Annotated in this window: 8 protein-coding genes and 1 pseudogene; 3 read left to right on the top strand and 6 right to left on the bottom strand. The window is 63.7% G+C overall.

Going from position 1 to position 13,416, the window contains the following annotated elements; translation table 11 throughout:
- Nucleotides 1–23 precede the first annotated feature (23 nt).
- From bcsC to bcsR, 6 genes are read right to left on the bottom strand one after another with little or no spacing between them, the layout of a single operon-like run.
- Complete coding sequence (bcsC, locus tag R3355_RS04705; RefSeq protein WP_318960266.1) at nucleotides 24–3,473, bottom strand: cellulose synthase complex outer membrane protein BcsC; 3,450 nt, start codon at nucleotides 3,471–3,473, stop codon at nucleotides 24–26.
- Nucleotides 3,470–4,564: a cellulose synthase complex periplasmic endoglucanase BcsZ gene (gene bcsZ / locus R3355_RS04700; RefSeq protein WP_318960265.1), complete on the bottom strand. Its 1,095-nt coding sequence runs from the start codon at nucleotides 4,562–4,564 to the stop codon at nucleotides 3,470–3,472. The genes bcsC and bcsZ overlap by 4 nt, the downstream gene beginning before the upstream one ends.
- Before the next feature lie 8 nt (nucleotides 4,565–4,572).
- The gene (gene bcsB, locus R3355_RS04695; protein ID WP_318960264.1) at nucleotides 4,573–6,756 is read right to left on the bottom strand and encodes a cellulose biosynthesis cyclic di-GMP-binding regulatory protein BcsB; all 2,184 of its coding nucleotides are present in this window, start codon (nucleotides 6,754–6,756) and stop codon (nucleotides 4,573–4,575) included.
- A gap of 29 nt (nucleotides 6,757–6,785) precedes the next feature.
- On the bottom strand, nucleotides 6,786–9,368 hold the full coding sequence (gene bcsA, locus R3355_RS04690; protein ID WP_318960263.1) for a UDP-forming cellulose synthase catalytic subunit: 2,583 nt from the start codon (nucleotides 9,366–9,368) through the stop codon (nucleotides 6,786–6,788).
- Nucleotides 9,365–10,096, bottom strand: a complete 732-nt coding sequence (bcsQ, locus tag R3355_RS04685) for a cellulose biosynthesis protein BcsQ (protein WP_318960262.1) — start codon at nucleotides 10,094–10,096, stop codon at nucleotides 9,365–9,367. Before bcsQ ends, bcsA begins: the two co-directional genes overlap by 4 nt.
- A gap of 1 nt (nucleotide 10,097) precedes the next feature.
- The gene (gene bcsR / locus R3355_RS04680; protein WP_318946034.1) at nucleotides 10,098–10,316 is read right to left on the bottom strand and encodes a BcsR/BcsP family cellulose biosynthesis protein; all 219 of its coding nucleotides are present in this window, start codon (nucleotides 10,314–10,316) and stop codon (nucleotides 10,098–10,100) included.
- Nucleotides 10,317–10,618: 302 nt separating this feature from the next.
- Here bcsR and R3355_RS04675 point away from each other — a divergent pair, with 302 nt between their 5' ends.
- The 3 genes and pseudogenes from R3355_RS04675 to R3355_RS24285 all read left to right on the top strand — a co-directional run bounded on the left by R3355_RS04675 (nucleotide 10,619) and on the right by R3355_RS24285 (nucleotide 13,342).
- Entirely contained in the window at nucleotides 10,619–11,224 is a 606-nt protein-coding gene (locus R3355_RS04675; protein WP_318960261.1) for a flavin reductase family protein, read from the top strand.
- A gap of 153 nt (nucleotides 11,225–11,377) precedes the next feature.
- Nucleotides 11,378–12,487 (top strand): annotated as a pseudogene (locus R3355_RS24290) (HAMP domain-containing protein); the annotation flags it as partial.
- Nucleotides 12,470–13,342 carry a methyl-accepting chemotaxis protein gene (locus R3355_RS24285; RefSeq protein ID WP_413243482.1) on the top strand — a complete coding sequence of 291 codons (873 nt, stop codon included), beginning with the start codon at nucleotides 12,470–12,472 and terminating at the stop codon, nucleotides 13,340–13,342. The pseudogene R3355_RS24290 and the gene R3355_RS24285, both read left to right, overlap by 18 nt.
- Nucleotides 13,343–13,416 lie beyond the last annotated feature (74 nt).

The following is a 13,416-nucleotide window of genomic DNA, read 5'->3' as shown; positions in this document are numbered from 1 at the left end:
GGGCTGGCCGAGTTGCAGTGCGCTCAATTGAACTGGGCGTATTCCTCCAGGGGTTCCGGGGGCATCCTCAGGTCGCCATCCCAGGGCGCGAAGCTGTAGCGCAGATAGAGCAAAGCGCCGCGCGGCTCGTAGTCGCTGCCCACCGAACGCTCCATGCCGAGCATGCCGCCGACGAACCAGTTCGGGCTCAACCGCCGTTCCGCCGAGAAGCTGAAACGGTAACTGAATCCGTCGCTGCTACCGCCCTCGAAGATCGGGTTGCCGGCTTCGCTTTGCAGGTCGCTGCGGGTCGGGAAGTAGGGCGAGTCGTCGTTGCGCGCCCAGGAGAAGCCTGTTGAAGCCTCGGCGTAGATCGACCAGTCACCCCAGCGCTGGGCATAGTTGATCGGCACCGAGAGCGAGTGGTACTGCTGCGGACTGTAATATCCGCCGTGGCCGAAGGTGTAGCCGCTGAGGTCCTTCTGGTAGTGCCAGTACATGGCGTTACCGCCGATCCGCAGGCGCCGGTCTGGCTCGTCGATGATCCGGAAGTAGACCCCGGCCATCAGCCGGTAGCGGTCGTTGTCCTCGACGTTCTTGCCGGTCAGGCGGTGCGCCTGCAGGCTTGACCAGATGCCGTAGCTGCCACCCTCGTCGTAGCTCAGACCCAGCCGAATACCGTTGGCGCGAACGCCGCCCCAGGTTTCGCCGGTGCGCGGATCCTCGGTGCCGGCGAAGGACAGCAGCGAGTTGTTCAGGGCGCGGCGCGAGACGTCCAGGGTCCAGCCCAGCTTGGCCAGGTCACCCCTGATTCGTATGCCGCCAACCACATCCTCCACCGGGAAGCCCAGTGGCGTGGTGCCGATGTCCCACTCCAGGCGCTCGCTGCGCCAGCCGATGGCCAGCGCAGTGCCTTCTTCGCGCTGGTGGCGGTCGCCGCGGTCGCAGGCTTCACCGCGTTGCTGGCAGATGAGCACGCTGCCGAAGTCGTCGGCGTCGAGCAGGTTGTCGAAGCTGCCGCTATCCAGGGTCACCTGTTCGGCGCGCAGGAAACCCCGGCCGCTGCCCAGCGGGTGCGCCACTTCGGCGATCAGGTAGCCGGCCTGCAGGTCGGAGAAACCGGGTGTACCTTGGCTTTCCAGGTAGCTGTACTGCACGGTGGCGGTGGGCGCCTGGTGCAGGTAGAGCTCGGCGGAGTCGCTGCGGATGCTGCGTCTGAGCCAGTCGTCTTCGCCATTGGTTCGGGTATTGCGGGTAAAAGCCAGGGTATCTTCCGGCGCCAGGGCGATGCCGCTACTGCGCATGGCCTCGCGGTAGGCTGCCAGAGCCTCTTGCGGCTGACCACCGGCCAGGGCCAGGCGGCCGCTGTCGCGCCAGATCCAGGGGTCCTCCGGGGCGGCGAGACGGGCCTGGGCCATCACTTGCTCGGCCTTGGCCTGATCGCCGAGTTGCAGCCAGAGATTGGCGATACGCCGTTGCTGACTGGGCGCGGGTGTGGCCGGGGCAAACGCCTCGAGACGCTGCCGAACATCGGCGTCGCGGCGCAGCTGGGCGAGTTCGATCAGGCTGAGTTCGGCTTCGCTGTTGTGCGGTTCGAGTTGCTGGGCAAGACGGTATTGACGCTCCGCTTCTGCTCGGTTGCCTCGCCGTTCGGCCCATTCGCCGAGTGTCAGGGGGATGGCGACCTCCTCGGGATATTGCCGTTGCTGCAGCCGCAGGTAATCGCTGGCTGCATGCTCGCGTCCCTGGGTATGCATCTGGCGGGCATTACTCATTACCTGAGCGAAGCGCAAGCGCCGATCCAGGGCACGCATGTCGTTGTCCCATTTGGTTCTGGGCACCCTGGCCAGACTGTCCAGGGCTTGCTGGGGGCGATCCTGGCTGGCCAGGAACAGGCTGTGGGCATAGCGCGAGGCCGGGTCGTACGGTGTACGCCGCAACAGGCCGGCAAAGCTCTGTTCGGCTGCTGGGTCGTCGAGTTGCACGCGGGCCTTGGCCAGGTCGTAGGCGATCCAGGGGTTGTCCGGTTGCAGGCGCAGGGCCTGCTCAAGCAGATGTTTGGCGGTGGCCCAGCGTTGCTGGTCGGCGTGCTGTTGGGCCTGGGTGACCAACTGGGCTGCCTGCAGCCGGTTCAACTCGGGTTCGAAGCGTTGGCGCTGATCGGCCGGCAAGGTTTCGACGATTTTCCGTGCGCGTTCGGGTTGGCTGGCGCTGTAGAGGTTGATCAGGCCGCGCTTGGCTCCGGCATTATTGCGATCGCGAGCCAATGCAGCCTGGTAGTGGCGTTCGGCGCCAGCCATGTCGTTGCGTCTGGCCTGGATATTGCCCAGGCCGTTGAGTGGTTCGGGTGCGTTGGGCTTGAGTTTGGCCGCCTGCCGGTAAAGCTGCTCGGCGCGTTCGAGCTTGCCCTGGTCGACGGCTGCTTCGGCATCCTTGAGGGTGGCCCAGAAGCGTGACTCACCGATCAGGGTTTGCCACTTGCCCAGGTTGTCGATGTTTTCCTCGTGGCTGCGTGCCTGTTCATACAGGGCCAGGGCTTCCTGTTGCCGGCCCTGGCGCTGACGCAGCAGACCCAGTGCGCCGAGAGTTTGCGCGTCAGTGGGGAAGCCCTTGAGCGCCAGTTGCAGGTCGCGCTCGATGGCCGGGTACGCCTGCGAGTCGCTTTCGAGTTTGCTCAGGGCGCGCTGCTTGGCCTGGAAGGAGGGGTTGCCGAGCAACTTTTCCTGTTCGGCCAGGGATTGTCTGGCGATGTCGTCGGCCTCCGGGTATTGCTTGAGGTAGCGGCGCCAGAGGGCGGCACTGCGCTCATTGACGGGGAGCCGCTCGAGTCGGTCTTGCCAGACGCCGGCAACGCCCGCGCGTGCATAGGGGTCGCTGGCCAACTGTTCCAGGTCGGCATGGGCTGCCTCGCTGTATGGGTCGATTGCCAGGCGCTGTCTGGCCAGAGCCAGGCGGAAATTGCTGCTGTACGGGTATTGCTGAACCAGATTTTCCAGGCCATGCAGGGCCCTGGTTTGGCCTTGCGGGGTATTGGCCAGGGTCTGCCAGTACTCGAGCGCATGGTCGCTACTGGGAAAGCCGGGTTTGAACAGGCTGTCGTACATCGCCAGCGCTTCCTCGGGGCGCCCCGCGCGCGCCAGCAGGCGAGCCTGCTGCAGGCGCTCCTTGGCCTCGGGCTCGTTGATTGCCAGGTGCAGGCGGGCCAGCACCAGAGTCTCGCTGTCGGGTGCGCTGCGGTTCAGGCGTTCGAGGGTAGCCTCGGCTTCGGTCAGTTGATTCTTGCGCACTTGCAGGCGAATCAACGCCGCCAGGCCCTCGGGATCGTCGGGGTTGAGCTTGAACAGTCGGTACAGGCTTTCCTCGATCAACTCCACCTTGTTGCGTGACTCCCCGGCGCGCACCTGCTCGAGTAACTGCAGGCGGGCTTCGCTGACGTCGATGGCATGGGCGCTGGTGCTCAGCAGCAGCAGGGCAAACGGTAGGTGCCTGATCATGAGCATTCCTCGATTGACTGTGGTTGCAATGCTCCGCGTGGCGAGAAGCGATAGCGTCCTTCGCTCCAGCCCTGGCCGAACAAACTCAGTACATGGTCGTAGTAGGCGTCCACTTGCAGGGACTCTGCAGCCAGGCGGGCCAGTTGCTCTTGCAGCAGCTGCGGTTCTGCGGCTCTGCTGAGCAAGGGCAGTAGCGCCGCAGAGAATCCCTGCGGGCCATGTCCTTCGGCGGTGCCGGTCAGGCTGTCGACGCGCAAGGGCGGATGGCCATGCTGCCGGAGGTAGCGCAGCATCGGCTGGAAGTGTTGGACGAGGTTGGCCGGCGGCTCCTGCATGCCCGCCCACAGGTAGACGCGAATGGCGTCGTAGCTGCCTTGCCAGCCACTCTTGGCTGACGCCTGCCATTGCCCGTTTTGCCACTCCACCCAGTCGGGGACGAAGCCCCGAGCGCTGGTTTGCTCGAGCATGCGCTGGGTCGGTTCGAGCATTGCCGCCCAGATGCTGTTCGGGTAGCGGTGGGCGAAGCTGTGCAGCAGGGGCAGGGGGGAATAGCTGGGATTGAGGGTCCAGCGGTCCTGAGCGGTAAACCCTTTGGTTCCGGGCAACAACACGGGGCCGAGTTGTGGCAGCTGGGCGACCTCATGGTGCTGGATCAGTGCCAGTTGCCGGGCCGACAGACGTGAATAGTCGGCGTGCTGCCAGAGTCTGCCGGCCTCCTGCAGGCTATAGGCCAACCAGAGGTCGGCGTCCGCTGCGGAGTTGCTGTCGAGTACCTGCCATTGGCCCTCCGGGTTGCGCCCCCAGAGCCAGGCCGGTAGGTGCCGTTGCAGGTCGCCCTGGGCCAGGTTGTCTTCCAGCCAGCGCAGCAGACGTTCGAAGGTCTGGCGATCGCCGGCTGCCAGGGCGAAAAACAGGGCATAGGCCTGGCCTTCGGAGGTGGTGATCGCCCGTGGGTCGCTACTGTCGATTACCCGTCCGCCGGCATCGACGAAGCGCTGCTTGAACTGCTCCCATAGTGGCCACTGGCAACCTGCGTGCGCGGAATTGCCGAGCGGCGAAAGGACTAACAGCATGACCATCCAGAGTTTCATGGCGCACCTCAGGCGGGGGCTTGCAGTCGACGTTTGGCCAGCAAACTGAGGGCGCTGAACATCACGCTGGCGAGCAACACGGCGCTTAGCGAGGCCAGGACTATCAGGAACAGCAGGTGGTCGGCGAGGTGGAACCAGAGCAGCAGCCACCAGGGCAGGCTGCCGACATAGTAGGAGTCGCCAAGCACGGCCGTATCGATCTGCTTTCCGTGCATCAAGGTCACCGAACCGGCGATCCTGGCGCGACGCTGGTTGTCGAGCAGGTTCTGCTCGATCAGGCTGTAGCCGCTGGCGTCGCCCGCCATCAGCGCGACCACACTGCGCTTATCGTCGAATGGCGACTTGAACCCGACCAGCGCTGCCAGTTCGGCAGATGCGTCACTGATCTGCGCGGGTACGGCACGGCTATCCGGGTGGCTCAGGCTGGCCGCTATCTGCACGCCCAGGGCGCCCAGTTCCGGGCCTTGCTCGTTGCTGAATGCTGGCGCAACGGCGCCAATCAGGAGCAGGTCACGCTGGCTCTGCGCCGCCGCCAGCCAGTCGTCGCTGATGCTCAGGCGGGTGGCGGGATAGCCGGTATAGGCGCCGATCCTGCCAATGATCGCCAGCAGCAGCGACAGCTCGGCCTGGCTCGGCTGGGGCGGCATCAGCACCAGGGTCTGCGAGAGGTCGGCGACACGGCTGTAGGGGTAACCGGTTTCGGCAAAGGCCTGCAGATCGGGCATCGCCTTGTAGTGGTGGAAGGCCGAGAAGTCGATGCTGGAGTCGGGGTCGATCGCCGCCTGGATGTTCATCGGCAGGCTGGTGGCGCAGTTGTCGGCATAGGCGCAGCCGGGCAAGGCATTGAAGCTGAAGTTCATGCGCAGTTCGTTGTGTGGGCCGACGAGCTGGGCCGGGATCAGCAGGCGCTTGCTGCCGGGCTGCTGGGTGAGCAGGGGCAGGTTTTGCTGAGCCAGGCCGGCGATTTTTCCTGGTGCCGGATCGTTGAGAGGGAACGCCTGGACGAAGTGGTCGTTGATGCTGATGCTGAGCAGCGAAGAATCCTTCTGCAACGGTGGCGTATAGCGGTAGCGCAGATCCAGGGGTACTCCCGGGCTGCGCCAGATGAACAGATCCGCCGGCACCCTCAGGGTCAGGCTCAGTGGCGGTGGCACCAGGCCGCTCGCCTGCAGTTGCATCGGGTTGTCGAGCAGTTCGCTGAAGCGTGTGGGGCCATCGCTTTTCACCCATTTGGGCGCATCGTAGGGCTTTCTCGGCGGGGCTTCGGGGATGTTGCGCAGGGTACTCGAAGGTCCTTTCAGGCTGCTGCTGCCCAGGACAAGTGCGCGGACGGCAGCCAGTACCTGCTGGTCATCCTCACCCAGGACCAGGAGCAGTTTGGCAAAGGGTGTGCTCGGATGGTCAATGATGGCCAGGGTAGGGGCGCTGACCTTGGGGTAATCCTTGAGGAACGCCGGGCGTTGTTGGTTGCTGGCAAACACCACCGCCGAACGATTGGCCGGCAAGCCGCCGAAGGAAACGGGGAAGGAGGCACCGCGCCAACTGCTGTGGATGCCGAACCAGGAGGCGAGGACGGCTGCGGCGGTCTGCTGTGCTGGGCTGGGCGCGCGGCTGAAAACGAACGGCAGCAGCAGGGCCGCCTTGTCCCGGTGGTCGAAGAATGGCTCCGGCAGTATGGCCAGGTCGTTGCTGACCTTGAGGCGCAGGACGTTGAGCTGCAATTTGCTCTTGGCACTGAAGTCCAGCCACAGGCTGGCATGCATGGGATCCTCGGGGGCGGTGTCGTTGCTAGCCACCAGCTCGAAGCGCAGGTGATTGAAGTCGCGAATGAAGCTGGTGTCCAGCGCGAGCGTGCGCTTGACCTCCCGGCCGATTTCCTCGTCGAGGATCGGCAGTACGCCCATCAGTTCGTCATTGAGGTACACCTTGATGTGCGAGCGTTTGGCGTTCAGAGCCGGGGAGGGGGTATAGAACAACTGCAGTTCGGCGGCATCGATCAGCTCATCGCTGCGCACACCGAACTCGGCGTAGAGGTGGCGCAACATATTGCGCAGCAATAGCACGCCGGGTGAAGAAAGCTCGCTGAGACTCAGGCTGCGTTGGTAGGTGCTTGGCGGCGCCGCGTCCGTTGTTGGTGACTCCGTTGCAGCGACCAAGGCGCTGTTGGCGATCAGCATCAAAGTAACAAGCATGAGCACACAACGAGAAAAATACTGGATATTCATGGCCGTGACCCTGTCTGAACGATGCTGAATGCGGGGGTGACTGGTACGAAAGAGGCGAACCACCGGCCACTGTCGCGGGCAAAAGCAATCAGCGGTTGAATGCAGTCCGGGGCATACAGCAGTGTCTGCCGATAGCCGCTGAGACCGACGCGGGCAATCCCGTGCAGGCTGCTGAGCGGATTGTCCTGCTCGAAGCCGTCATGCCAGCGTGCCCAGGTGTCCGCGCGGGCAAAGGTGCATTGCACGAAGCGGCCGTGACGGCGCAGGTCCATGGGGTCCAGTTCGGCACCGAGGATGCCTTGGGTAACGCTGCGGCCGCGGGCTGGGAATTCGAACTCCTCGTGGCCGCGCCTGAGCAACAGCAACAGCCTGGTAACGTCCGGCAGGCTCAGATTCAGCCCGCGGGGTAGCTGGATGCTCACGCCGCCGTCCGAGTAATTGAGCAGGGTGCAGGGGTAGGCATGTCCCGAGGGCAGGCGGATGCCTGCGTCGAGGTGCAGGTCAACGCGATGCGCTCGGCGGATTTGCCGGACTTCTGCCGCTACGGCCAGGGCGCCACCGAGCACGATCAGGTTGTAGAGCACCCAACACAGGCTGATCAGTACGGTCAGGCGCTCGTCGCTCGGCCCCCAGAGCAGGCGGTAGATACCAAACAGAAGACCGATCAGGTTGAGGGTGGCGAGGATCAGGAAGGGCTTGGCCATCTTCCAGTCGAACTGGTCATCTTCGATCAGGCCGCCCTTCGCGGTGACGTTGAAGGTACCCTTGCGCGGGTTGAACAAGGCGACACTGGTGGGCCGGGCGATATACCAGGAGAGTACGGTTTCGTAGATTTCGCTCCAGAACGAATGACGATATTTACCCTGGATACGTGAGTTGGTCATGGTGCTATGGACGATGTGGGGCACGACGAATAGCAGGATAAGCAAGGCCGGGGCATAGATGATGTAGGCGTGCAGGAGCAGGAAGGCCAGCGGCGCTGTGAGGTAGATCAGGCGTGGCACCCCGGACAGAAAGTGCAGCATGGCATTGAAGTAGCAGAGCCGTTGCCCGAGCGAGAGACCTCGGCCAGACAGCGGATTGTCGAGACGGAAGATCTGCACCATGCCGCGGGCCCAGCGGATGCGTTGGCCGATGTGCGCGCTGAGGCTTTCGGTAGCCAGGCCCGCTGCCTGGGGAATGCGAATATAGGCCGAGGTCCAGCCATGGCGGTGCAGACGTAACGAGGTGTGCGCATCCTCGGTCACGGTTTCCACGGCGAAGCCGCCGATGCTTTCCAGCGCGGTACGCCGCAGGATGGCGCAGGAACCACAGAAGAAGGTCGCGTCCCACAGATCATTGCCATTCTGGGTCAGGCCGTAGAACAGGGTGTTCTCGTTCGGCGTCCGGCGGAAATTATCCAGATTGCGCTCGAAGGGGTCGGCCGAGAGGAAGTGATGCGGTGTTTGCAGCACACCAAGCCGCGGGCTGCGCAGAAACCAGCCTATGGTCATCTGCAGGAAGGAGCGGGTCGGAATGTGGTCGCAGTCGAAAATGGCGATGAACTCGCCGCTGGTTTTGCCCATCGCGGTATTGAGGTTGCCGGCTTTGGCGTGGCGGTTGTCCGAGCGGGTCAGGTAGCCAACCCCGGCGTCAGCGGCGAACTGGCGAAATTCATCGCGCTTGCCATCGTCGAGAATCCAGATATTGAGCTTGCTCTGCGGCCAGTCGATGCCAATAGCCGCCAGCACGGTCGGGCGTACCACTGACAGATCTTCGTTATAGGTCGGAATGTAGATATCCACGCTCGGCCAGGTGGCCGTGTTGGCGGGCAGCGGGCAGGGCTGGCGGTCGAGCGGCCAGATGGACTGCAGGTAGCCGAGGATCAGCACCAGCCAGGAATAGCTTTCGGCGGCCAGCAGCAGCAGGCCGCAGCTCAAGTCCAGCGGGTCATTCCAGTTCAGGGTGGAGCTGTAGCGCCACCAGAAATAACGACTGGATACCAGGATCGACAGGACGATCAGGATCAGTGTCGCGCGGCGCCCGGAAAAGCGTGTCACGCTCAAGGCGATGAGCCAGAGCAGGCCGGCAAACAGCGCCTGTTGATACGGCTCTAGGGGTTGAGTTATGCACAATGCCAGCACTGGCAGGGCCACCAGCAGCATTGGCAGCTGCAGCCAGGTGGCTGTGCCGCCGGGCCTTGCTGGCGCCGGCTGTTCGCTGAGCTGGCGGGTGCCACCGCGCGCCAGCATGCGCTGCACCGGCTTATATAACGCTTGCAGGCAGCGGTTTAATGCCGGCAGGCGCGAGGTGGCCAGTCGGGCGGGCCTTTGCGGGTGTTGTTCGACAGGTTTTCTCAGCACCAGCCACAAGCTCTGCAGCAATATGCGCAGCGGATCGGCCGGGCGTAAGCGTAACCAGCGAGCCTGGGGGTAGAGCCGCTGTCTGTGCTCCAGCAGCCAGCGCCAGCTGGCTGATTCCAGGCTAAAGAGCGTCCAGCAGAGAACGCGAAAAAGCGCCATCAGCAGGGTTGGCTGCCGGGCAGGCGCGGGTTGCTCGGCACCGGGTTGCGCTGGCGGCGGTTGGGTGCTCTGGTTCATGGTTTTTCCACCGTATTGACGCACCAGCTCGCCAAGGCGAGGAAATCGCGCATGGCCAGGCAGTGCGGCGCGCTTTCACCCAGTAGTTGCTTGCGCGCCAGTGCCTCACGAATCGCCTCGTCTTCATGGATCACGCAAGGAACCAGCAGCTGCCCGAGGGCCAGGCGCCAGAGCTCCAGCAGGTCGTGGGACAGTTTGCGCGACGGTTGCAGGCGGTTGATCAGCCAGTGGTGGTTGCGTGGCAGGTGCTGGTTGTCGTGCAACTGGTAGTTGAGCAGGATATGGCAGGCCGGATCGGCCTCCAGCACGTGCAGCCAATGGATGTCCGGGTGCTGGTCGAGGCGACTGAGCAGGTTCAGGTAGGGCGGAATATTGACCAGCACAAAGGTGCCGCTCGACGGCGCCAGTTGTCGCAGTGCGTGCTCGAGCAGGTCAACTGCACGCTGGGGGTCATAACCCTGGGGAGCGTGGCGGCCAAATGGCAGCACGGAAACCCGTTCCTGCTGGCGAAAGGCAACTATCGCCTGAGCAGGACTCTGCGCGTCTCGCGTCGCCCAGGCGGAGGGCTCATCGAAGGGCAAGCCGAAGTGCAGGCTGAGTATGTTGCTGGGGCACAGATCGATCGCCAGGACGGGCTGGTGCAGAATTGCCAGGGCTGAGGTCAGTCCGGCAACTATTGACGTGGTGCCGCAGCCTCCACGCAGCCCCTGTATGGCGATCAGGTGCATCTCAGTCTGCCTTGTCGAGTTTCGCGGCTTCGACAAGCTGGAGCAGTGGTCGCAGCGTTTCGCTCAGCAGTGGCCAGTCGGCTACCGAGGCGAGTACGGCCTGTTCGTGTTGCAGCTCTGAATATTGAAAGCTTTTAAGTTGGTAGTGCTCGAGGAGGAAGGTCAGATCCTCCTGGGGATCCACTGTCTGTCGATCTACTTCAATTTGCTGAAAATCCATGGTGGTTTTCTCGTTTTGTAGTGTTGGCTGATATTTTCTTTATGGTCAATTTAATGACTATTTCTCTGTTCGTGTAGCTACAGTGTCATATTAGTGGCGTATGGCGGGAAGTGAAGGACGAAATCCCCTTTTTGTTGATTTACCGCAGGCTTCCCTGCAACAGTCGATAACCAGCAAAACGGAGTACCTCGGCTGTTGGGACTGGGGCTCCGGCGAGGGCTGCCGACCAGCGGCATTAGCGGTCGAAGGAGGGGGGCGCTGACTGGCATACTGGGTGCCACCAATCGACCGAGGAATTTGCCGTGCAACTGGATTTCAGCACCCTGACGCCTTTGGATGCCTACCGCTGGTTGGCATCCACGGTAACGCCGCGGCCGATCGCCTGGGTGTCCAGTGTTTCCCCCGATGGCATCAGCAACCTGGCACCGTTCAGTTTTTTCCAGGTGATCAGCGATGCGCCGCCGACCCTGATGGTCAACGTCAATCTGCACGGCGACGGCAGCCCCAAGGACACCCTGCGCAACGTGCAGGCCACCGGCGAACTGGTGATCCAGTTGGTGTCCTTCGCCCAGGCCGAGGCGATGAATGCCAGCGCTGCCCATATGCCCCATGGCGTAAGTGAGTTCGAGCGCTGCGGCATCGCCAGTTTGGCCGGCGAACGAGTTGGCGTACCCCGTGTGGCCGGCGCGGCGGTGGCCTTCGAGTGCCGTGTGGCGCAGGTGCTGGCGTATCCGCCGGGTGCGCCGAACTGCCACCTGATCTTCGCCGAAGTGCTGCTCGCCCACGTCGACGATGCGGTGCTCAACGACAATGGCCGGATCGATCCGCACAAGCTCGACCTGGTCGGGCGCCTGGGCGGCATGGCCTATACCCGTACCCGCGATAGCTTCGAGATGCAGCGCCCCTGAAACCAATGCGCCAATCCGCTCTGAAAACGACACGCACATAGCTAAAAGCACAATCGCCCCGGTTGCTGGCTTGTCGCCAGCAGCCTCGCGCTTCTATCTTGCGGGTTCAGCTGACGAGCCGGGTTCGTCAGTGCCCGGGGTGGAGTGGGATATATGTGGACTGATCTGCAGCGGCACGTCGCCAGCTTGAGTACGGCGAAGAAACTGGCCCTGGGTTTTGGCGTGGTGCTGGCGCTCACTGCGGTGGTTGCCGCCACCGGCTATTCGGCGCTGCGCGAGGTCGGTGTCCGCTCGGTGTTGCTCGAGCGCATGAGCGCGATCAACACCCAGGTCCTGCAGATCCGCCGTAGCGAGCAGGATTTCGCCCTGACTACCGACACTGCTCATGTCCAGCGCCTGCATGAGCAGACGCAGACGCTGCTGGCCAGCAGCGCAGCCCTGCAGGCCGAACTGCCGGCTGCCGAGGGGCAGCTGCTGGGCGAGGTCGATGCTGCCATCGACCAGTACCGCGCGGCCTTCGACCGTTATGTCGAACTGACCGATAACATGAGCCTGTCCCTGGAGGCGGCCAATTGGCTGGTGGTCAGCGCCGCCAACAGCCTTGAACTGATCGGGGATGGCCTGGCCGAGGACGGTGTCGATCTGCTCGAGAGCAGCCAGGGTACCCAAGGCGCCGAGTCGGTGTTGCAGGCCGGACAGATCGGCAAGGTTCATCAGTTGCTGTTGCAAGCGCTCGACCAAGCCCGCGTACGCCTGCAGCAGAGCCGCACTACGGCTGAAGTCGCCCAGGGCGAGATCCAGCAGGCCCTCGATGCACAGACCCTGGCCGGCGAGCTGCGCGATGCCATGAATAGCCCGGGCTATGCCTCGGTGCTGGCGGAAGTCATCGGCAACGTCGACTCGTTCAATGAACGGCTCAAGGAGTACAACGGCCACTTGCGCCAGCAGAAGCAGGAATATGCCCTGTTGGTGACGCAGGCCGAGCGCATCGTCGAGCTGGCGGAACAGGCCTACTCCCGCCAGAAGAGCGCCATGCAGGCGCAGCTGCAGGCCAGTGGCTGGCTGATTTTGCTGGCCGCGGCGCTGGCCCTGGTAATCGGTTTGCTGGCGACCCTGGCGATCACCCTGCTGATCGTGCGTCCGCTCAAGCAGGTGATCGCGCAGGCCCGGCAGATCGCCGAGGGTGACCTCAGTGTACGCATCGAGGTCCAGCGCAGCGACGAAGTGGGTCAGTTGCAGGCTGCCATGCAGGGTATGTCGAACAACCTGCGCGAGATGGTCGGCCAGTTGCAGGGTGGGGTGAGCCAGATTTCCGCTTCGGCGCAGTCGTTGTCGGCGATTACCGAGCAGACCCGCCTGGGCGTCAATGGCCAGCGGGTGGAAACCGATCAGGTGGCGACCGCCATGAGCGAGATGACCGCCACCGTGCATGAGGTGGCGCGTAACGCCGAGGCCGCCGCCGCGTCCACCGCGGACGCCGATAACCGGGTCGGTCGCGGCGCCGAGGTGGTGCGCCAGACCCTGGTGCGGATCGACCAGCTGGCGGCGGCGATGGACACCACCACCCAGAGCATCGAGCGCCTCAGCCAGGACACCCAGCGCATCGATTCGGTGCTGGATGTGATCAAGAGCGTGGCCGAGCAGACCAACCTGCTGGCCCTCAACGCCGCCATCGAGGCCGCCCGTGCCGGCGATCAGGGTCGCGGCTTTGCCGTGGTGGCCGACGAGGTGCGCGCTTTGGCCAAGCGCACCCAGCAGTCCACCGCGGAAATCGAAGGCCTGATTGCCACGTTGCGCGAGGGCGCGCGCCGCTCGGTGGCCGACATGCAGCAGAGTGGCGCCCTGGTCGCCCATGTGGTCGAGGATGCCAATCAGACCGAAGGCGCCCTGGCCGGGATTGCCGAGGCGGTGACCCTGATCTTCGAGATGAACCAGCAGATCGCCGCGGCAGCCGAACAGCAGACGGCGGTGGCCGAAGAGATCAGTCGCAGCGTCACCTCGATTCGCGATATCGCCGATCAGTCCTCGCTGGCGATGGACGAGACGGCTGATTCGAGCATTCGCTTGGCGCAACTGGGCCGCGAACTGCAGGGCATGGCCGGGCATTTTCGTTTGTAGTTTTTCGCCTGAAAGTGAGAACCGCGCTGACAGTTTCGTCAGCAAAGGTTTCACGGTGCTTTGCCCGCCTGATG

The sequence above is a fragment of the Pseudomonas sp. genome, from assembly GCF_033723075.1.
In the GTDB taxonomy this organism is placed as follows: Bacteria; Pseudomonadota; Gammaproteobacteria; order Pseudomonadales; family Pseudomonadaceae; genus Aquipseudomonas.
The sequence above is the reverse complement of the archived record's forward strand: the minus strand, read 5'-3'. Positions and strand labels throughout refer to the sequence as shown.

Bases quoted from the DNA above. Each gene is read 5' to 3' on its own strand.
- bcsC (WP_318960266.1), bottom strand. From the start codon at position 3,473: ATGATCAGGCACCTACCGTTTGCCCTGCTGCTGCTGAGCACCAGCGCC.
- bcsZ (WP_318960265.1), bottom strand. From the start codon at position 4,564: ATGAAACTCTGGATGGTCATGCTGTTAGTCCTTTCGCCGCTCGGCAAT.
- bcsB (WP_318960264.1), bottom strand. From the start codon at position 6,756: ATGCTTGTTACTTTGATGCTGATCGCCAACAGCGCCTTGGTCGCTGCA.
- bcsA (WP_318960263.1), bottom strand. From the start codon at position 9,368: ATGAACCAGAGCACCCAACCGCCGCCAGCGCAACCCGGTGCCGAGCAA.
- bcsQ (WP_318960262.1), bottom strand. From the start codon at position 10,096: ATGCACCTGATCGCCATACAGGGGCTGCGTGGAGGCTGCGGCACCACG.
- bcsR (WP_318946034.1), bottom strand. From the start codon at position 10,316: ATGGATTTTCAGCAAATTGAAGTAGATCGACAGACAGTGGATCCCCAG.
- R3355_RS24285 (WP_413243482.1), top strand. From the start codon at position 12,470: ATGCAGGGTATGTCGAACAACCTGCGCGAGATGGTCGGCCAGTTGCAG.